The following is a 20,285-nucleotide window of genomic DNA, read 5'->3' on the forward strand; positions in this document are numbered from 1 at the left end:
GGTAAATATTACCAGCCGTACTTTCGAAATTATTACTATGCGCTTCCCTTTAACGAATCACCAACAAATGAGTTATATTGATCGCCTAGCACATTACCAATATCTCGGCAGAAATACATATTTCCCTTTAATCCGGTATTGCGTTCACCTGTATTACGTGTATCGGACTGACTTACTACTTCACGTAAGATCTGCCTATCGTTCTCATTGGACAAGTTAAGTAAACTCTCCTTCGTCATACCTAATTTAGGGTTAGCCGCCCATTTGGCTTCCTGAGCTTGGATCATAAAGTCAAGCATGGTGCCTCTATCTTTATTACTTTTACAACCTTCGCTGGTCGTCATACCCACTTCATTTGCTAACTTCATCATTAATACACCAAGCATTAAGCCATCAAAACCATTGGCCGCTTTTGTTGCTTTGCCATCTTTACCATTATATATTTTCTCATATAATTCCATCGTTCTTTTATATAGTTCTTGTGCTTTTTCATTCTTCCCTACTTTGTTGTTCAGCTGTTCAAGGGTATCCTTGATATCTTTCTGAGCTTCATTCCATTCGTCTTTAAATTTATTTTGTTTGCTATTGAGGAATAGAGCGGTGGCAGGTATTGTAATAGGAGAGAGTGCGGCCGCGATTAGCCCTCCAATGATTCCGACAGTAGACATTAACACCGGGTGTTTGTTAAATGCTACTTTAAGACCACGACCCAACATTTCAGTCTTGCTCATATCGTTTGAATTGACTGGAAGCGTACAAGTTTTAATTTCAGTCTCAGACACTTTGTTTGCTTCACCAATTTCAATTTTATGTGTTTCATATAAAGTGCGCTCTTTTTTAGGATCAACCAACCTTAAGTCAAGATGGCCGACATGACGATCACTTTGAATTTTATTTACCCCTCTACCAAATAAGTCACCTTGACCTTTAGATAGCGCTCCCATTCTCGCAAACATGACTTCTTGTCCACCTTCCGCTTGTACTTTACGAAGCATAGGGTTACCTAGAAAGTGGCCATGTACATCCGTTCCACGAAGTTTCTTTGCATCTTTACTGGTTACACCACGAGTAAATACTTCTGTCTTTTCCTTTACCGTTGTTTCTCCCACACGATAAGGAAGTCGCTCATCATAGGTATCACTAGCAAATTCTTTAGAAATCGACGCATCTTTAATCCGAGCTTCTTTTATCCCGCCTAGACCGTCATTAGCGGTAGTGATTGCATCCTCAACGTGTTTTTGGACTTTCTGCTGGAGCTTTTCCTTTTTTCCGTCAATATCCGGACCTTTTGTTTTGAACTTTTGAATCGCACTGGCATAGTCATGAATGATATCTTTAGTGCTCTTTAATCCTGGATCACCTTGTAGTAATCCTGGTAGTGACATGACTACTTTAATCCTATCACCTTCCTTTAAATCTCCATTAATTTCGGCAATATAATTCATGACTAATTTCTTATCACTACCATAGTCTCGCTGCTCATACTCAACATGAACCTCTTGTTTGACCTTAGGCATTAGTAGCGGTTTTCTTAAGTTTTCCATAATTAATCCTCTTGTTCGATATTTTGTAGCTCCTGGCTACACCTACTGATTTCTTGAGTAAATGCTTCATATAAACTCAAAGCTTCTGGGAGCTCTAGTTTTTGATAGTTGAACCGAATCTGTGCCATGACTCTCGGGGAATGTTGCTCATCTTCAATCATGCAATAGCTGGCAGCCATTTGCTTTTTAAAGCTATTTCTTCTTAAAAGCCATTCTGATATTTTGTTGGTAACAAATGATGTTTTGATTTCAGACACTAACGCTGCATATTGATCGTCAATTGCTAAAAAAGCCACTAGCATGGAGTCGACTTGTGGCGCATCTAGTTTTAGATGATAAACATCGGATGGTGTGTAGTCTAAGCCCTGAATATTAAACAGTTGCTCGACTAGTCGATGGAATGTTTCATTATTATTCATAGTGCTCCTTTAAATGTTTTATCTATAAAACTCATTCTAGGAGCGGAAATATTATTCTCTAATAAATTTACTTCTTAATTTATGTATTTTGAATATTGGTGTTACTGGATGGGGTTCTTTTGTTCATTCCGATAGGATATATTATCCAAGTTTTGTCTTCGTCTTGTTGATAATGCGCCCCTTGACTAATATACGCCTGTTGAAGTCGCTTTAACTTTTTATTGTCTTCGGCATCTCCAAGATAGTCCAGCACCATGCCTTTGACTTGGGATAACCCAGTGTCCATTTTTTCTAGCGTGTGTACCAGTTTAAAAAAGTTTTGTACGGCACCAGCAAGCCCTTCTGATTGACCTATAGCCGTAATCTGACTGATGACTAAGGTGTCGTCTTCGACACTGTAAATTAAATCTAAATCGTTCAACTGAACTTGCATGCCGCTAACAAAGTCACTTCCGAAGTAACGGTGCGGTTTTGGGTGGAAACCACTTTGCTTTAGAAAGCGGCTCACAGGATCATTACAAGTTATCATATGACCTCCTAAATAGTGGGGAGGCCGTCCCCACTTTTAGTTATATTTACGTAAACTTATTGCTGCGCTAAACTATAATTCAGTTGGCCTGTCGATTGACGCAATTGTTCGTTGATCGAGCTAAGTTGACTTTGCATTTCGTTAAGGCGTTGACCACCCTGACTAAGCTGTTTTTCCCACGTTTCAAGAACTTTATTTTGAAGTTGTACGTCGGCCGTTTTGTCCTTCGCCTCTCTAGTAATATCCGCTGCCTCTTGAGTCAAGAACCCCTTAGCAATGCTAGCACCGCCGTCAAGCGCAGTAGAAACTCCACCAAGCTTCGTTTGTGTCGCTGTACTACCGAAAGCCGCCCCCCCCAAAGTCAGCCCTCCCCCGAGAATTGATGCGCAACCCTTAGCAAAATCACCCCAAGAGGCTTTGTATGCTGCATCGCATTCTTTTTGGTTTGCTTGTTTTTGAGTAGCATTATTCTCAACAGCTTGGTTCAACATCAACATCATGCCTTTAGCTTGTGAATTACTCAAGGCATCACGCCACTCTTGGATAGATTCGCGAATCATTTGCAACGCCTTGTTAACGAGAGCTGCTAATGAAGTCAAATCGTTAATCAAGTTGTCTATATCTTTTTGATGACTGTCACCTGTTTTCAGCTCCGTAGAAGCACTACTTGAGCTCACAGATGATAGATTCACATTACCATTTTGTTGAATTGTATTTTGCATTATACGGTTCCTTATTTGTTACACTTTGCCCATCATTCCAGCCATCATTCCGGTAGCATTGGATAAGTTTTCAATATTACTTTGGGTCGTACTTTGCCCATCTGATATCATTTTCAAAGTTTCTTTAACTCGAGTTCTCTGTTTATCCATTAACTGGTTAAGTACATCGAGAAATTGATTTGCCATTTGTTGATCCGCGAGCAAGTCTGCCACTTCTTTGCGTAGGTCTGCCATTTTCCTTTCTAAAGCAAAGTCAGTGAAAGATTGGACGCCTGTCGTTATAGCAGTTGTCCCATTTACTACTTGATTTAAGATAGCTCTAGTGACTCGATTAATTTCATGAGCTACTTCCTTCTTAACTGTTGAACCGATGGTTTTAACAAGATCATCGGCAATCGCTTTCGCAGCCGCTTCAAGACCTTCTTTAGTAGCAATATCAAACCCCTCTTTCGCTAATTTTTGAGCGGCGATCTCAGCAGCTTCTTTGATTGCTTTTTCTGCGGCTTCTTCCAAAATCTTTATGCTTGCTTTTGTTGCAGCTTCCTTAACCACATCTTTAGCAACTCCAGTAATACCCTTAGTTACTTCTTTGGTGGCATTTTCTATCAATTCACGAGTCAATTCTTTGGTGATCTCTTTCAACATAGTTTGAGCTTCAGCTTTAGTAATCTTACCAGAAGCCTCTAGTGCTACTGTTGTTGCTACCTTTGCCCCCATCTCCGTTGCTGTCGCTGCGCCCTCTGCTGCTTTCGCTGCTTTTGAGGCAGCAATCATACCTTTCGCAGTCTGTGTAATATCTAATACCGCCGCTACACCTTCTAGTGCCATCTGCGCGTAACCTATTTTTTCAGCCACATCTCGCAGTTTTTTTGCTTTTTCTGGATCTGATTCGCACAGGGCTGCTGTTTCGATCGATGCTTTAACTAACCCCATAACCCCGGCTGACACTTCTGCGATACCGCTAGCAATAGCGAGCGGGTTGCCTGTAGCCACACCAGCTGCAATTTTTAACGCACCGACTACAACTTCAACCGCTGAAACAACCCAGTCGATAACCGCGGTGAAAATATTGTGTTTCTGCGCCTTATGAGACTGCTCGATATTTTTGTTAATCGCGTCAATTTGGTCTTTAAGTTTTGCTGCACTCTCCGCTTTTTGCGTATCATGCAGCGCATCCATTGACTTAATAAGATCTTTAGCGCGCGAATTTAGCCCATCCGTCACTAAGAGAGAGATATACAAAGCCAGCGAGTCCACAGACAGACCAGACAATTGATTAGAAGAAGATCCATTTGGCGACTTGTCAGATGAAACATCAAGTTGCTTCAACAACGCATTTAATGCTTCGTCCGCTTGTTTCTGACTGGTTAGCCTTCGATTTTTAGGCTCTGGCAGTCGTATTCCTAGTGAGTCTGAATCTAATACTGAAGCACGTCCGCTCGTCCATTGGCTTGATTTTAAGCTAAGTTCACCGACTTGGTTGCTATCGTCATAGTCGGAATCAAAGCGAATATTTGGGTCTTGCGGGGTTGCCCGATAGACATCGTTTCTAATAAAGTTTTGCGTCATGTTAGATCTCCAACATAGTTCGAGCTAATGCAGCTGAGATTTTAAGTTTTAGGTCTTGGTATTCCGGCTTGTCACTACACCACTGCACTGCTGCATTAAAAGCCTTCCTTGCATATTGTTTGTTACCTAAGCACTGGTAACTGAGACCGGCATAATATGAGGATCTCGGATCCGAGAGCTCTCTTTGACCAGAACGACTGAAACAGTATATTGCCTGTTCATGCTCTCCCATTTTTTGGCAACATATTCCTAATGCCAAGAGATAGTCAAAGTTCCACTGATCCATATTTGCAAGAAAATAAAACAGCCTATGGGCTTCATTTAGTTGCCCATTTTCAAACAGTTGAAAGGCATAGTTGTATACAGTTTCTAACGCAGACTCATCCATCTCGCAGAGGATCTTCATCGATCCTCCGCGCTTGAGATAGTCAGCCAGCATTTTTTGGTCATTCAGGTCCATAGCTAGCCTTAACGGATAATACCGATGATATCTTTTAGAATATCGATGAGTTTACTTAGTACCGCAGAGATGTTTTTCTGGATATTTCCCAAGTTCTGCACGTTCTGAGACAACATGGTTTGTTGGTTCTGTCCCACCTGGTTTGCATCTGAAGCGGCTTGGTTGAGATAGCCATTTAGTTCGACGATGGCAGATTTTGACACCTTACCGTCCTTAACTTTGCTATTAAGCCAATCCATAGCATCTTGCCCATTCAATTTAACGCCTTCGTTTGAAAGTGTTTGGCATAATTTGTACAGCTCACTACCACTTCCTGCATCAACTTTTCCATCATCTTTGGCGGGAATCATGCCTTGCACTTCTGACGCTTTATTCTGTATATCGCTCGCGGTTTTGTTATTTGCTTGTACCGAGGCCATTAAGCCTTGGATAGAGTTCGCCGCATTATCTCGAGTTTGCATCAATGTCAGAACCACATATTGAAGAATGTTGTCGATAGACATAGAGCTCATATCAAGTGTACTTACACCATCACCTTGAGACGCATAAGTTTGTTGAACCAAATTATTTTGAACATTATCCATAGTATTTACTCACTATTTATTGCTTGTTACTTAATGTGAAAGTTCATATGAACTGGCGCACTTTGGGCTTCTTGGCTTGATTGCCTTGTGAAGAGGTCGCCGCCTCTGGCTCAGGCAGTTTGAAATTTTGTTGTACCTTTAGTGATTGTTTCTTCAGATCAGAAAAGGCATTTTTGATAAGTTCCCCTTTTGGGCCGACATCGTTTTCCAATACCTTTTGGACTTGTGCGAGTTTTTCCGCTGAAGCTGGGTTATGCTGTGCTTTTGATTGCAAAGCTTGAACTTCGCCGCGCAGTGACTGAAATTCCTTAATGAGTTTTTCCAATTCATTATGCTGACGGGTTAAGTCAGCCATTGATTGATCGACTGAAATTGATGAGCTCATTAATCACCTCCGGGTTTACTAAGCTACGAAGTTAGATTATCGATATAAAAGAAAATTAGCTTTCAAATATACTCAACACTGAACAAATACTGGCCAAAGACAATTAATTATGAACGCTATCGGTAAAATAAAACCAGAAACGCCACCTATTAGGTGGCGTTTTATTTAATTATATTAACTTATGTATTACAAATATGTAGTAAGCCGCTGGTTCATCGTCTCGCAAGCTTCAACAAAAGAAACAAACCTTTTACCAAAACTCATAGGCGTAGATTTCGACAGCTCCATATAAGAGTGTAACACTGGCTTATCTTCATCAGATAAATAAAGATAAGCCATCGACTCATCAAGCCAATTACAGTTTGACTTTAATATCGCTTCTCCAACATTATCACTATCTAAAACTGGGATATCACATTCAAAGTACAGTTTATCTTCTTCTTTAAACAAGTGTATTTGATAAGTGTTGTGGCTAGCTGAACCCTTGTATACATAGTCTATAGCAAGAGGGAAGCTTGATGCTTCTATTCCTGTCAGTTCGCTAATACTATCAACTAACTCTTCCAATTCCATAACATTCCCCTGTAGTAATTAAAAATTAAGCAAAATTAAACTGGCGGTTAATATTTTCCTTGATAGGGGCTTTATCTCCAGATTTAATATCAACGAGCAAACTCATGAACTTCTCCTTTCGTAAAGCGATGTTGCAAATCCTATCTTTAATAAGCTCTTTACTTTCCATTGAGTTAAGGTTGATCACCTCAGATATACATAGAGTATTTAAATCCGTTAAGGAATAAAAACAGCCTAAATCTTGAATGAAATTTAATCCGTTAACTTTTGCAATACGTTTAGAAAGATTATTATTACTTTTGGTAATTACTCCCGAAAAAAGTGGTACATCTACCCTCAACAACCCGCTTTCACGAATGTTTAGTACCACTAAACTTCCAGATATATTGGTTGTATTTGATAGCTCTTCGTCAAATCCAACACTAAACTCTGATTCTAAATAATCTTTAATATGTTTTACATCCATCCTGTCACCTCAAATTAATCTCAAACCAACCCTCAAAGCCTTGAGGGTTGGTAAACCATCTCTAGACGCCTTCTTGTTCTTGAATTAGTTCAGATTGACTCCCGCTGCCAACTAATTGACTTATATCTTGGCCATGGACCTCCATATCCTCAGCGACTTTTTTCTGAAAGTTAGGATCTTTTACTACTTTCTGCATATTAGTCTTTATCGTGTCATAAGGAGGATGATCAAAATAAGCGTATTTCTGCATATGAGGTGAAAAAGAACTCATTAATTTCTCTCTGTGGGTAGAGAATAAACTTTTTCCTACAAATTCTTTCTGCTGTTTTAGTGTTTCTACTACTTGAGTGTCCATTTTGGTGATAGTTTCCGACAGTTCTTCACCCACATCGGTATCAGGGTGATACGATGCCGTTTGTTGCGCAAGTTTTTTCGCTGTCTCCACGGAACTAGACAGCTTTTCATAGCCGCCCTCCGCCAAGTGTTTACAACCATCATCATCAATATGTTTCTTTAAGTGGCTAATATAGTCATTATGACCACGCAGCCCGATGTTAACCATTGTTGCTAGTGTTGTTTTAGCTTGGCCTTCAATTTTCTGATTTAGTTTTAGGACTCGCACATTCAATTTTTCTTGAACGTTTGCATTTAGCAGCTCTAGTTTTTCGTTATATTCTGACTTATGTTTAGGGAGAAATTTCTCTTTACTTCCAAAGGTACTGCCATTGCCTTCAACTGTTTTTTGAGAAATTTGTGTAAGTCTACTTTGAGTCTCCTCCAACTTTGAATCGACTTTGAGTGGCTCGTGCTCAGATGTTTCAGCACTAAGCAATATATCACTGCTTAATTCTAATGCTTCTAGTGCTTTATCCGCCCATTTATCAATACGAGGGTTGAGGCCCATGCTACTTTTTTTAGTGGCTTCTTCCTCAACGATATCTTCTAGACCGGATACTAGGGTGCCCAGTTGCTCTTGAGCTTTGCTCAACTTGCCTGAGCTATTGGGTAGCAACAAGTCTTTATGCTTTGTATGCCACTCTTTTAGTGCTTGGGTCCATTCAGCCCTACCACTGGTACTACCACAGTTTGAGGCTAAGCCTGAACTCAGTGTTTTGAGTTCCTCTACTGCCCCTTTAACTCCTTTAGTCCAATTTGCTTGGTCTGTCATCGCTTTAGTAATAGGTTCTATACCCTCATTAAAGTTTTCCTTATACTGTTCGCACTTATGACCGACCGCGTCTTTAGTTTTCGCTAGGTTAGACTCTGGTACAATTGTTAGCCCTTTTAAAGTGCCTGAATTCAGTTGATTTATTTGTGAATCCATTTCCATAATACCACCGTGGATACCAGCCCATTTTAAATTGGCTTCTGTTGCACAAGAGTCAATGGCCATCTCTAGTTCAGTTTGGATTAGCTCTTCTCTGACTTTCACAAGTGTTTCGTTCAGAGTTGGGAAGCCTGTGCCTTGAGGCTTGCTTTTTACTGGTGATTGAGAATCGATTTTTATCAACGGCGCTGTATGGGCTAGATTCTTAGTTTGTGTTTTGAGGTTCTCTTTATGTTGTTTATGCTCGTCTTTTAACTGGCCTCCAACATTTATACCGTTTAGCTCTTCCGATACTAACATGGAGTCTATCCAATCAAGCGTTTTCTTAATTTCTTCGCCTGCTCGCTCTCGATCAGAAATATTATCAATTTCGTTAAGTTGTCGTGCTAAGGTCTCCGTAAGTAACATCTCTCTCATATGAGACCCTTTCTTGGGTCGCATTTGATGATCTTGATTTTCTACCATTGACTTTACGGCATCGCGGCAGCGGTTTATGCCTCTATGCTTTATACCCTCAACATCCATATCTTGTTGTTCTGGATGAGCACATTTTCCTTTAATACTGCTACATAACTCGCTATGAGTCGTTCCAAGCCTATATTTTTCATTCGACTCAGTTCTAAATTTATTCGTCCAACTTAAGTGATCCTTTGGGTCTACATGAAAATATTTTTTAGGATCGACAATCGCAGTTTCCTTTTGGTAGGTACCTCTAGACTTATGGGATACTGCTAGCTGTTGAAATTTACCGTTGCCTGTAGTTAAAGAATTTAGTTGCTCTAAGCCACTTTTTCTAATATGTCTTTTATGCTGACCGTGGCTTGGTGCAACATATTGAGAAACACTTTCCATTAGGTACTCCTATATAGCCCACTTTATATATGTCCTATTTATAGTAACTTTGTACAAAAAAAAATCTTTCAAATAACAACATTCACTATCATATATTTTATTTAATGAGCATTAACAAATTTAAATCCTATGAAAAGCGTGATATATATTGATAAACTTTATCGAGAAAATAATATGATTTCAGAAAACTCTATTAGAAATTTTTCACCAGATGACATAGATAATTTCTTCACTGCCTTTAAAAATATAGTCAATGAAGATATTTACTATATCAATACCACTCCACCCTCATTAGAAATGGTACGAAGTTGGTGCGAAAGAAATATCGAAAAAAATATGATACACGTCATCATGAGTAATGATTGCCAACTCGCTGGCTCTTGTGATATTTACCAACGAGAACATGAAGGTGCTCCCCATATTGGCGTATTAGCAATATTTGTAGTAAAAGAGTTTCGTGGAAACGGTATTGCTACTAAATTAATGCAAGAAGTATTAATTAGAGCAAAGTCTCGCGGCATCGAGAAAATAGAGCTGGAAGTACTTGCCAATAATCACGGCGCTATTCACTGCTATAAAAAGTTTGGTTTCTTCCAAGAAGGGAAACGACAAAACGCTAAAAAGCTTAAAGATGGTAGTTATGTAGATGCACTTCTTATGGCTAAATTTCTATAACTATACCAATTGATTATTCATCATTATCGTAATCCAAGCCACTCACGGCTCGAAGCAATTCCGCCACAGGTTCAAACAGGTGCTCCGGTATATAATGATTGGCTTCAACACCGGACATCAGCGCCCTAGCCAAGGGGACGTTTTCTACTACAGGCACGTCATATTTTTCGGCTAATTTCACCATATGCAGTGCCATCTCCCCTTTACCTTTTTCAAGGACCTTTGGAAGCGGCGTTTCACCTTCTTGGTAATAAAGACAAACAGCTAAGTGAGTTGGATTTCGAACCATAACAGATGACTTTTTAACATTCTCAGCCAAACTACCACTTTGAATTTCTTTGTGTGTTTCTTTTCGTTTTTGCTTAATTTCCGGGTTGCCTTCTGAATCTTTATGTTCTTGTTTAATATCTTCTTTGGACATTTTTAGTTGCTTCATCATTGTGTGTTTTTGAAATGCAAAATCGAGCGCGCCAAATACAACATAAAACGCAATAAGGCATCCCCATAACCAACTGCATAAAGTGGCGGTGACAGACAACCCGCAACTTAAGCCGCACAACGGTAAGAATTGCAGTGAACTACTGTACTTATTGAGGATATAGGCAAAGATGATGGATAACAGACACACTTTCAAACAAGACTTGAGCAACTCGAACAGACTTTTCATCGAAAAGATGTTTTTAAAATTGCTGATCGGGTTTATTTTCTCACCCTTAGGTTGTATCGATTCCGGAGCAAATAAAGGACCAATCTGCGCAATGATGGTTAGCAAAGTGACAAATATCAACATTAAACCCAACGCCACCATAAAATGTAGCGAGAAACCAACAAATGCTCCAAGAATATTGCCAAACGCTCGGTCTATCGGCAGGTTAAGTGAGTTGAGTGTCACTGTGATAATGTCCTGCATCCCCACCATCAATGCCGTGCCTTGGAAATAGAAGAAAAGCAAAATTGCTGCTAGCTGTACGCCGGTAGTGACTTCGGTACTTTTCGCTACTTGTCCTTTTTTGCGAGCGTCTTTAATTTTTTTCTGGGTGGGTTTTTCTGTTTTCTCAGCCATCGTCACCACCCCGCATTTGCACAATCAAATTCTGAACCTGATGCTCAAACAAATTCATGCGCTGTAAATAATGACCAAAAGAAAAATTCAAACTTAACAAAATTAGCAGAATTGCCATGGCAGATTTTATTGGCATAGACAAAAAGAAAACATTGAGTTGCTGGGCAGAGCGGTTGATCAACCCTAGCGCCAAGTCGACCATCAACATAATCACCATAGCGGGTAATGCAAAACTAATAGCAAGATCAAACATTAGGTGCCATTCATGACTTAAGAAAACCAAAAAGCCCTTACTGAACACAATATCCTGCCCCATGGGTAAGCTGTTGTAAGAGGCATATATACCATTCAATAATTTGTTAAACCCACCGGTTACTAGGAATAACACCGTTAACACCTGGCTAAACAGTATGCCGAATACAGATGCTTGCGTTCCAAGCAACGGGTTATACACCGTTGACATAGACGCACCTCGCATCGTATCGATCACAAATCCCGCAATGTCGATGGCCCAAAAAGGGATAGCCGCAGAAAAGCCGATGCATAAACCAATAAAAAGCTCTCGCAGCATCAGCTCTACAAAAGGCATCATTTGTGGGTTGGCAAGTATGGGGAGTTCTTTGTATACGGGCAGCACTGGCATCGCAATCATGATCACCAGCGCATTGCGAATTAATATGCCACCTAAGGATTTTTGCGAGAACAAAGGAAGCAGTAGCATAACTCCTAATGGTCGCAAGGTACAAATCGCTAGCGTGGACACCCATACCATTAACTCACTCATCGCGTCCCCATATGGCTGATTTGGTCGAAGGCCATGTTGGCGTAATTCAACAACGTACCTCCCATCCAGTGATAACTGATCACTAGAGTAATGCTCACCGCAACCAACTTAATTAGGAACTGAATCGTTTGGTCTTGAACCTGGGTGAGCGCCTGAATCAAACTAATCAGAACACCCACAACAGACGCCACCACCACCACAGGCAAAGACAAAAGTAGAATTAGCCAGAGCAACTCAGAGGTAAGGTTGATAATTATCGCTTCGCTCATGAGTAAGACAACATTAGTTGAGTGAGTAGCTTCTCCCAGCCACCCATAAGGACGAATATTAGAAGTTTAAATGGCAATGAAATGGTCATTGGAGACACCATCATCATCCCCATTGCAAGTAATACGTTAGATACAATCAGGTCGATGGCGACAAACGGCAAAAATAGCAGCAGGCCAATCTTAAACGCTTCGACCAATTGGCTGACGGTAAATGCAGGAATCATCACCAGCAATGAATCTTCATTGAGCTCTTTTTGGTAATGCTCCGGCCACATCTTATGCCCTATCTCGCTAAAAAAGCGTACTTGTCTAGGATCGGTGTGCTTGGTTAAGAACACTCGATAAGGGTCAAGCGCTCCGGTATCGACTTGCTGAAAAAATTGATCCGAGGTGAGGTCGACTGGATGTTGCTTAAGATTGTCTTCTATTTGTAAACCAACGGGCGCCATCACAAACATGGTGAGAATCAGCGCTAAACCGTAAATCGCCATGTTCGGGGGAATTTGCTGGATACCTAACGCGTTACGCAATAAGGAAAACACGACAGACAGCTTAAGAAAAGACGTAGCCATAACAGCAAACAGCGGCAATACAGATAGCGCAAACAGCACAATGATCAGCTGTAATGGGTGATCCAGTAACGACATAAAACGTTCCAACTCAGTGTATACTCACACCGAGTTTGCATCTATACCCTCTCGAAGCCTATACGTTAAACACCTTATATGGCCAGCAACCGTTTGGGAGAAGCTTTGGAACAAGTCACAAGGGCCGTTGCGTACAACTTTATCGATAATAAACTCACCCATCTATATATCACTCTATTAATATAGATAAACTCATTATTTTTTATCTACAAAAATATCATAATATTTAAGTATAAATTTTTTGTAAACTGCCTAATGAAATATATAAACCTCATGCCATTTATAATAGAAGCACTAAACATTCATTGATAGCCTTTAGCTATAAGTTAATGAACATTTTTTATAAAGAAATAAATCAACTATGAAAGCATTTCAACTCGTTATATCAAATTGGTTAGACTCTGTAGGACACCACTTTGGTGTTCCCATGACATTAGAAGAAGATGGCCATTGTGTGATTCCTTGTAAAGATAATATGTGCTGTATCGTCGATGTACCTGCAGAAACTGAAGTCCCATCTGTATTTATTTATTTCCCGCTACTGAAGCTGCCGTCAGAGCACAACTTGCTGCAAACCGTGTTATCACAGGCGCTAGAGCTAAACTTGTTTGGCCTGCTATCAGGGGGGTGCCACATAGCTTTGGATGCGCGCTCCCAGTACATAGTGTTGAGTTTCGCGAGCCGAATTGAAGCTTTGGACGAAAGTAAATTCCACTATGTGATGAATGATATGATCAGAACCTCTTACTCATTACGTGATAGGTTAAACGATATTGAGGAAAACTTTTATAATAATAAGAATACTAAAAAATATTCCATGCAACATTAGAATTACTTTCTCTCTATAAATATAAACTGGTCAGTAAATTTAAAAGCCGTACCACTTATCTTTCGTATAATCCTCGCCTGACTTTTACATATCTACACACCCATAAATTAAATCAGGTGAACATGAGTAAACAAAATATTGAATTACTGATGATAGATTTAGGCAATGAACTTGGAATTGACAATCTAAAATTAGATGAAGACGCATGTTGTTGTTTGAGTTTTGACGATATTATCTTGCACTTTGAGTTCGATGCTGCTCAAAATCGACTATTGTGCTACTCCCACTTAGGTGATGTACCCCCGTTTGGGCAAAGCGACTTTTATGAAATGTTGCTAGACGCAAACTTGTTCTGGAAAGGGACTGGAGGTCATACTCTTAGCATCGATAGCAAGTCAAAAGCCGTCATTCTGGTCTCACAAGTCGATTCCAACGACACCAAACTTGAGCAACTCACCCCCATGATCGGCTCTTTTTTGGATGTGTCGGATATCTGGAGAAGAAAAATCGTCGAGTTCAACAATAAAACATCACTATAAGTTAAAACGACATCGATATAGAGGAGCGAACCTCTAATCAAACACTTATGAGACGAGGAAAATATGAATAATTTGTTGAAAGCCGTTCAAAAAACAAATCGTTTAATATTGAACTCTACAGATTCTTCTAACCACAAAGGTCACCCGGTGTCGGCCTCATCCCCTTTTGCTGGCCGAACCGTGACTTCTATTCAAAAACTACCTAGAGAATCTGATACAAATTGCTCGAAAAATACAGTCACAAATCGCGCACATATAATGCATGCTTTGTATAGAAAGATAAAAGCCGAAAGTATAGAAGAATCAAACAACATCCTTCCATAATCGACATGTCGACCAATGTTGCCAGACTTTTGTACATTAAGCTTTTATGCACTAGTTTATCGACATAACTCATCAACCCTCACCCCTAGCCGATCACCCACTTGCAATAAACTTCCTAGGCCTATTATTTTGCCATTTGCTTTTAGTCGTACTTGTGGCAGCGCCTTTAGCTCTGTCTCTAGTATTGACCCTGTCGCCAAATTGGCGAGTTCATTCACAGCCAACTCTACATGGCCGACTTCCAACACCACGTTAACCATCAAGCTATCTAGATTTATGCTCTGTTGTTCAAAATTCAATCCGGAGAAGCTCTCTTCTTCAGATAAATCCAAAAGCTCATCGAATTCACTCATCATCTTGTCCACAATAAAACTCCCGCTCTCTTGATATCGAATCACTGAAATAGGCCGATTTTGCACCAGCAATACTTCCCCTTCATCAAAGTTGCAACACCACCTCAATAAAACGCAACCCCCGACCTGAAGGCTTTTTAGCTGGTCAAACGTTAGAACACTTAACCCAACAGCACAGGAAATTGGCACTTTCAAAATTTGTGTCGAAGTTTGCTGAGGTGTCATGTGTTCGGAAAGGGCTCTCAAGTTTTCATTTGATAGCCCACAAAGATAACCGCTGAGTTTTTTGTCTGAGCAAGACGGTGAAGTAAAAGCTAACTGAATGTCACTATGACCCCAGTTTTCTTTTTCACAAAGGACAATTGGACCAATATTTCCAGCCTCCAATCCATTTTCATTCGCCCAATCACATAGGCCCGATAAGCTCGCACTCGACAAAACAGGGTGCAATTCAGGCGGTATGTTGGAAAATTTATCGATAGGCAAAGTGATATGAATATAGTCAAGCCAGTGATCTTCAGAAAAATAGAATGAACATTGCTCGCCCATTAAGGTGAATTCTATACACAGCCAATGCGAAGTCTGCTCATCTACTGTTGTCATTGATAGCTCGAGCTCACAACCTGATTCGGATAATGAGTGTAAACCTTGGCCTACGATTTGATGAGTGGCGATCAATTCGCTGGAATATTCTGGTAACTGAATCGCCACTAGATCTGGCCTATCAGTAGTTTGGCTATTGTCCATCGGCTTTCCCCAACTCAATGGTTACTTGATAGTGACTGATACAGTTAAGCTTGTTTTCAAGCTTATCCAGTTGCCCAAGCAAGTATTTCCTGTGCTTTTCTTGGGCTGACTTTAACAACATATTTATCTTACCCGCGTGCAAACTCGCCTGTATTTCCAACCCACTTAGTGGACCACTTAGCAATCGAACGTTGAGAGTATTTAGATCCGCCCGCTGTATATAAATATCTTTCGACTGGTAAACGCTCCCAGCATTGCGTAACGCGCTGATGCTGCCTGATCCGGTTAACGACTTTTCTTCGCTTTGCTCTGAATTCACTTGTTTTGCGAGGTCTTGCATAAACATGGCTGCCATTGGTATAGGTTCAGAGTCTGTCCGCTTAGACTTTTTATGAAGCATCTTAGAAAATGCTCTTTGACGATCAGAATCGGAGCTTGTTTGACCCTCGCTAGTCTTAGTATCTTGAGAAAATGAATGATTATTTGTGTTGATTTGCACTCATTTCATCCTCTATTAGATATTTCAACTTCTCTTGTTCTTTCCGATTTTTTTGTAACGCAGAGGACAGTTCCAAGCGCTCAGCCATCAATTTTTTTTGCCGTTCTTGCAGCTGGCTGTTTTCCTCACCCATTTGCAGATCTCGCCGGTAGAGGTCAGCCATCACGGACTTAAATGTCATGAGTTTACTATGATCGAGCACGCCAGTTTGGTTGCATCTCTTGCGCCAGTCTTCCCACAAATGTAACCGATTGGTTTTCAATTCTGCTTGCAAAGCTTTTAACTCTTTGTGCCGATAATCAATTTGAGCAATTTTCCCCCTTAAGCCTCGCTCTTTATGTTTTTTGACTTGTAGCAACCTAACTAACATGTTCCCTCCACAGAGCCAGCTAACTCAGCTTGAATTTGTTCAAAATTGAATAGTTCATCAGTTTGCTGGCACAAAAACCGTTTAATACCTTCATGCCGATCTAGCGCCTCATCCGCATGAGGATCTTGACCCCTTTGGTACTCTCCTACTCGAACTAAAAGTTCTATCTCCCGATAGCTAGCTAATAAGCGACGCAGCTTTCCTGAATGTTTTAGATGTATTGGATCGCTGATTTGATTCATAACACGACTGACACTGGCTAACACATCAATCGCTGGATAGTGATTTTCTTCGGCCAATCGACGAGACAATACGATATGGCCATCAAGAATAGAGCGAACCTCATCGGCGACAGGCTCGTTCATGTTATCGCCTTCTACTAATACGGTATAAATACCCGTAATGCTGCCAACGGCAGCTGGACCAGCCCGTTCTAAAAGTCGGGGCAATTGAGCAAACATGCTCGGTGGGTAACCACCTGCTGCTGGAGGCTCACCAGCCGCCAAACCGATTTCACGCGAAGCACGAGCAAAACGTGTCAATGAGTCCACCATTAATAGGACATTTTTGCCTTGATCACGAAAATATTCAGCGATAGTCGTTGCGGTGAACGCCGCCTTCTGCCGCTCTAATGCTGGCCTATCCGAGGTGGATACCACGACCACTGATTTTCTACGCGCTTCTTCTCCCAAGACTTGATCTAAGAATTCACGTACTTCTCGGCCACGCTCTCCGACAAGCGCCAACACAACAACATCCGCTTCACAGCCTGCGGTCATCATGCTAAGCAGCGTACTTTTACCTCCACCTGCGGCTGCAAATATGCCTATTCTTTGTCCTTTTCCGCATGTCAGTAGACCGTCGATAGAGCGAATACCTAATGGCAATATCTCTTCAATCAATCCTCGATCAAGGGGTGCTGGAGCATCAGCAATGATTGAGCGATGTTCTTTGATCTCTACAGGGATCTCCCCACCTTCAATTAAAGCGCCGAGCCCATCCACAACGGAACCAACCAAATAGTCGCCAAGCGCAATTTGATGTCCTTCACCTTGCGGCCAGACAGCTTCGCCGCAGCGTACGCCAATCGGCTCTGAAAATGGTGACAACAAGGCGGTTTCACCATCTAGCGCCACCACCTCCGCAGGTAAGCCTTCCCCGACTTGGCATAACTCACCGAGCCCAACTTGTGGCAAATGAGCACCGATAAGGGTTTGCCCAACTGAGGTCACTCGACCCGCAATTTTCATGCCCGATCCCACATGGGACGTAACACTCAGATTTTGCTCAAGCTGTTCGGCTATACGACTTATATCAGGCAACCGCATCAGAAAGCTCCTCACCAATCAAGTCAATACTGCCCTGAACCTTAAGTTCCACTTCTTCTCCAAGCTCTTGAAATGAAAGGACAGGCAAAGTGTATAAATCTTTTTCTATGATTTTTCTTAAGTAACGACGCACATCAATTGCGGTGAGCAGTACGGTTTCGACTTCACTGTTGAGCGTGTGCTGCTTAATTTGTTCTAAGATCAACTCATTTTGCTGTGGTGATAATGCAGAATAGCCACCAGCCGAGGTTTGTCTAATCGATTCACGAATCATGTTTTCGATACCATCGCCAATAAGGTGGCAATATATCCAAGCGGCATTTTTCTGATGTCGCCCAACAATGTGACGCCGTAACCCGACTCTGACGTACTCGGTTAACAACACAACGTCTTTCTCTTTTTGCGACCATTCTAATAACGCTTCAAAGATACTTCGTAGATCTCGAATCGAGATACCCTCAGCAACAAGACGTTGAAGTATTTCGGCAATCTTGCCAATCGGTAGCTGCCTTTGCAGCTCTTTCACTAGCTCGGAATATTTTCCTTCCATACCATCCATTAAGAAACGACATTCTTGAACGCCGATAAACTCACCAGCAAATCTATCCAATACTCGGGATAGAAGCGTAATGGTTTGCTCTGTTCCTTTAAAAATAGTGGTCCCCAAAGCCGATATGGATTCACCTTGAGCGATATCGACCCAACACAAACGGGGACCACCAAAAGGGAGTGGCTGCTCTACAGCATTAACAAAAGACTCGGCACTGCCTTCAACCAGTGCTTGATTATCTGGCATTTGAACCGTCAAAACTGGCTCTTGATATAAGAAAACAGACATGGATCTGCCAGATAGGTTGGCGTCTTGCTGCAAAATAATTTCTGGCAGTGGCACACCAAGACGTTCAAATTTCTGCCAGCGCAACTCATCGACGGCGGTTAACAGATCACCTTCTTTGGCAAGCTGGGCTGACATTTTCAACATTAACGGCACCGCTCCTGGTGTAATGGCCCCCTTACCTGACTCTTCACCCGCAGCCGAGCCCGATTGACCTCCAGCGGCCTGCGTTTTATTGCGCTTCATCAGAAATAAGGCAGCGCCAAGCAATAAACCAGCGAGTGCTAAAAACACTAAAAACGGAAAACCTGGAATCACAGCAAATATCATCAATACGCCTACCGCAATCAACAACGCCTGCGGTTGGTGTCCAATCTGGCTGGTTAGATCTTTTGCTAGGTTTTGCTTTTCTTCTCCAGGTACGCGCGTAACAATGATACCCGCCGTAATTGAAATCAGCAGTGCGGGAATCTGTGCAATCAATCCATCACCTACCGACAAAATAGAGTAAGTCGATGCCGCTTCAGAAGCACTCATTCCGTGCTGCATTACACCAACGGTGATACCGCCTAGAATATTTACCAGTATCACTATCATGCCAGCAATGGCATCACCTTTAACAAACTTCATCGCGCCGTCCATTGCCCCGTAGAGCTGGCTCTCTTTTTGGACTAGCGTTCTTTGTCGTTTTGCTTCGGCTGCATCAATAATTCCCGCGCGCATGTCGCCATCGATACTCATTTGTTTACCTGGCATACCGTCTAACGAGAAGCGAGCTCCCACTTCAGCAACCCTTTCTGAGCCCTTGGTAATAACAATAAATTGAACGATTGTGATAATGGCGAAGATAATCATACCAACGACCATATTGCCGCCAACAACAAAATTACCGAAGGTGTAAACAATTTCTCCAGCATCGTGTTGAAGCAAGATTAATCGACTGGTTGAAATAGTTAACGACAGCCTAAACAGCGTCGTAATCAACAATACCGAGGGGAAAACAGAAAACTCTAGAGGCTCACGTATATACACAGCGATCATGAGCAAAATAATAGAGAAGGTCAGATTTACGGCAATAAGTAAGTCAACCAGCTCTGTCGGCAAAGGTAATATCATCATGAAGATGGCAACCATCAACATAACGATAAGAATAATGTCTTGACGGCCAGCCGCGGCTGACAAAAATTGACTTAACCGTTTCATCAATTATTCCTTATACTTTGTTTGAGCAACCGATGAAGGTATTGATAAAGAGGATAAAGCGTGTCGCCACTAAACTTCTCTTGAGGTATCGATACCGAACACACCAGTAACTCACGTAAACAGAAACAACGTACGGGCAACCCATGAGTACGCTCTAAATTTAAGCGTGGCATGACCCACATTTGAGCTTGTTGAATGAGATTAGACTCAATAGGTGACGCAACGGAAAACAACACATGATTTTCTTTTTGCTCAAAAAAGAGACGTTCGTTTTCCTTGCTGAGCTCTAGGTATTCATCGGTGACGACGCCGTGTATTCCTAATAGCTCCATAAATCTATCCAAATTGCGCTGAGTCTTAAGATCCATACTGTCCACAATTTTGGTTCTA

The 20,285-nt window shown here is 41.4% G+C and carries 24 protein-coding genes; 3 read left to right on the forward strand and 21 right to left on the reverse strand.

Translation table 11 applies throughout. The annotated features are described in order from the left end of the window. Positions 1 to 35 precede the first annotated feature (35 nt). The 11 genes from M9194_RS20435 to M9194_RS20485 all read right to left on the reverse strand — a co-directional run bounded on the left by M9194_RS20435 (position 36) and on the right by M9194_RS20485 (position 9,430). Positions 36 to 1,544 (reverse strand): hypothetical protein, encoded by a 1,509-nt coding sequence (locus M9194_RS20435; RefSeq protein ID WP_250614556.1) that lies wholly within the window; start codon positions 1,542 to 1,544, stop codon positions 36 to 38. 2 nt (positions 1,545 to 1,546) lie between these two features. Continuing rightward, positions 1,547 to 1,963 (reverse strand): hypothetical protein, encoded by a 417-nt coding sequence (locus M9194_RS20440; RefSeq protein ID WP_250614557.1) that lies wholly within the window; start codon positions 1,961 to 1,963, stop codon positions 1,547 to 1,549. A gap of 79 nt (positions 1,964 to 2,042) precedes the next feature. After that, the gene (locus tag M9194_RS20445; protein ID WP_250614558.1) at positions 2,043 to 2,492 is read right to left on the reverse strand and encodes a hypothetical protein; all 450 of its coding nucleotides are present in this window, start codon (positions 2,490 to 2,492) and stop codon (positions 2,043 to 2,045) included. 56 nt (positions 2,493 to 2,548) lie between these two features. After that, complete coding sequence (locus M9194_RS20450; RefSeq protein ID WP_250614559.1) at positions 2,549 to 3,214, reverse strand: hypothetical protein; 666 nt, start codon at positions 3,212 to 3,214, stop codon at positions 2,549 to 2,551. 18 nt (positions 3,215 to 3,232) lie between these two features. Continuing rightward, positions 3,233 to 4,783, reverse strand: coding sequence for a type III secretion system translocon subunit SseC family protein (sctE, locus tag M9194_RS20455; RefSeq protein WP_250614560.1), 1,551 nt, complete (start codon positions 4,781 to 4,783; stop codon positions 3,233 to 3,235). A gap of 1 nt (position 4,784) precedes the next feature. Continuing rightward, positions 4,785 to 5,243 (reverse strand): SycD/LcrH family type III secretion system chaperone, encoded by a 459-nt coding sequence (locus tag M9194_RS20460; protein WP_250614561.1) that lies wholly within the window; start codon positions 5,241 to 5,243, stop codon positions 4,785 to 4,787. A gap of 8 nt (positions 5,244 to 5,251) precedes the next feature. Further along, entirely contained in the window at positions 5,252 to 5,827 is a 576-nt protein-coding gene (locus M9194_RS20465; RefSeq protein ID WP_250614562.1) for a hypothetical protein, read from the reverse strand. A 43-nt stretch (positions 5,828 to 5,870) separates the two neighbouring features. Next, complete coding sequence (locus tag M9194_RS20470) at positions 5,871 to 6,212, reverse strand: hypothetical protein (protein ID WP_250614563.1); 342 nt, start codon at positions 6,210 to 6,212, stop codon at positions 5,871 to 5,873. Positions 6,213 to 6,398: 186 nt separating this feature from the next. After that, the gene (locus M9194_RS20475) at positions 6,399 to 6,785 is read right to left on the reverse strand and encodes a type III secretion system chaperone family protein (protein ID WP_250614564.1); all 387 of its coding nucleotides are present in this window, start codon (positions 6,783 to 6,785) and stop codon (positions 6,399 to 6,401) included. A gap of 25 nt (positions 6,786 to 6,810) precedes the next feature. Beyond that, entirely contained in the window at positions 6,811 to 7,251 is a 441-nt protein-coding gene (locus tag M9194_RS20480) for a hypothetical protein (RefSeq protein ID WP_250614565.1), read from the reverse strand. 61 nt (positions 7,252 to 7,312) lie between these two features. Beyond that, a complete protein-coding gene (locus tag M9194_RS20485; RefSeq protein WP_250614566.1) occupies positions 7,313 to 9,430 on the reverse strand; it encodes a hypothetical protein in 2,118 nt (705 codons plus the stop codon). 174 nt (positions 9,431 to 9,604) lie between these two features. On the opposite strand from M9194_RS20485, the gene M9194_RS20490 reads away from it, so the two are divergent. After that, a complete protein-coding gene (locus M9194_RS20490) occupies positions 9,605 to 10,105 on the forward strand; it encodes a GNAT family N-acetyltransferase (protein WP_250614567.1) in 501 nt (166 codons plus the stop codon). Between the two features lie 13 nt (positions 10,106 to 10,118). Here the strand turns inward: M9194_RS20490 and M9194_RS20495 are convergent, their stop codons facing one another. The 4 genes from M9194_RS20495 to sctR are packed head-to-tail and all read right to left on the reverse strand — an operon-like array spanning position 10,119 to position 12,868. After that, positions 10,119 to 11,168, reverse strand: a complete 1,050-nt coding sequence (locus M9194_RS20495) for an EscU/YscU/HrcU family type III secretion system export apparatus switch protein (protein ID WP_250614568.1) — start codon at positions 11,166 to 11,168, stop codon at positions 10,119 to 10,121. Then, complete coding sequence (gene sctT, locus M9194_RS20500; protein ID WP_250614569.1) at positions 11,161 to 11,952, reverse strand: type III secretion system export apparatus subunit SctT; 792 nt, start codon at positions 11,950 to 11,952, stop codon at positions 11,161 to 11,163. The genes M9194_RS20495 and sctT overlap by 8 nt, the downstream gene beginning before the upstream one ends. Beyond that, a complete protein-coding gene (gene sctS, locus M9194_RS20505; protein ID WP_250614570.1) occupies positions 11,949 to 12,221 on the reverse strand; it encodes a type III secretion system export apparatus subunit SctS in 273 nt (90 codons plus the stop codon). The genes sctT and sctS overlap by 4 nt, the downstream gene beginning before the upstream one ends. Beyond that, entirely contained in the window at positions 12,218 to 12,868 is a 651-nt protein-coding gene (sctR, locus tag M9194_RS20510) for a type III secretion system export apparatus subunit SctR (RefSeq protein WP_250614571.1), read from the reverse strand. The genes sctS and sctR overlap by 4 nt, the downstream gene beginning before the upstream one ends. A gap of 361 nt (positions 12,869 to 13,229) precedes the next feature. Between sctR and M9194_RS20515 the strand changes: the two genes are divergently transcribed. Together M9194_RS20515 and M9194_RS20520 are read left to right on the forward strand one after the other, a co-directional pair. Next, positions 13,230 to 13,697 carry a CesT family type III secretion system chaperone gene (locus M9194_RS20515; RefSeq protein WP_250614572.1) on the forward strand — a complete coding sequence of 156 codons (468 nt, stop codon included), beginning with the start codon at positions 13,230 to 13,232 and terminating at the stop codon, positions 13,695 to 13,697. 122 nt (positions 13,698 to 13,819) lie between these two features. After that, entirely contained in the window at positions 13,820 to 14,236 is a 417-nt protein-coding gene (locus tag M9194_RS20520; RefSeq protein ID WP_250614573.1) for a type III secretion system chaperone, read from the forward strand. 380 nt (positions 14,237 to 14,616) lie between these two features. On the opposite strand, the gene sctQ is transcribed toward M9194_RS20520, so the two are convergent. From sctQ to M9194_RS20550, 6 genes are read right to left on the reverse strand one after another with little or no spacing between them, the layout of a single operon-like run. Beyond that, positions 14,617 to 15,660: a type III secretion system cytoplasmic ring protein SctQ gene (sctQ, locus tag M9194_RS20525; RefSeq protein ID WP_250614574.1), complete on the reverse strand. Its 1,044-nt coding sequence runs from the start codon at positions 15,658 to 15,660 to the stop codon at positions 14,617 to 14,619. Then, positions 15,650 to 16,159 carry a hypothetical protein gene (locus M9194_RS20530; protein ID WP_250614575.1) on the reverse strand — a complete coding sequence of 170 codons (510 nt, stop codon included), beginning with the start codon at positions 16,157 to 16,159 and terminating at the stop codon, positions 15,650 to 15,652. Before M9194_RS20530 ends, sctQ begins: the two co-directional genes overlap by 11 nt. Then, positions 16,140 to 16,529: a hypothetical protein gene (locus M9194_RS20535; RefSeq protein WP_250614576.1), complete on the reverse strand. Its 390-nt coding sequence runs from the start codon at positions 16,527 to 16,529 to the stop codon at positions 16,140 to 16,142. Before M9194_RS20535 ends, M9194_RS20530 begins: the two co-directional genes overlap by 20 nt. Next, complete coding sequence (gene sctN, locus M9194_RS20540) at positions 16,523 to 17,851, reverse strand: type III secretion system ATPase SctN (RefSeq protein WP_431769436.1); 1,329 nt, start codon at positions 17,849 to 17,851, stop codon at positions 16,523 to 16,525. The genes M9194_RS20535 and sctN overlap by 7 nt, the downstream gene beginning before the upstream one ends. Continuing rightward, the gene (locus tag M9194_RS20545; RefSeq protein ID WP_250614577.1) at positions 17,844 to 19,895 is read right to left on the reverse strand and encodes an EscV/YscV/HrcV family type III secretion system export apparatus protein; all 2,052 of its coding nucleotides are present in this window, start codon (positions 19,893 to 19,895) and stop codon (positions 17,844 to 17,846) included. The genes sctN and M9194_RS20545 overlap by 8 nt, the downstream gene beginning before the upstream one ends. Continuing rightward, positions 19,895 to 20,263, reverse strand: coding sequence for a type III secretion system chaperone family protein (locus tag M9194_RS20550; RefSeq protein WP_250614578.1), 369 nt, complete (start codon positions 20,261 to 20,263; stop codon positions 19,895 to 19,897). The genes M9194_RS20545 and M9194_RS20550 overlap by 1 nt, the downstream gene beginning before the upstream one ends. Positions 20,264 to 20,285: the final 22 nt, after the last annotated feature.

Origin of the sequence: Vibrio sinus, assembly GCF_023634645.1 — a bacterium.
Taxonomy (GTDB): domain Bacteria; phylum Pseudomonadota; class Gammaproteobacteria; order Enterobacterales; family Vibrionaceae; genus Vibrio; species Vibrio sinus.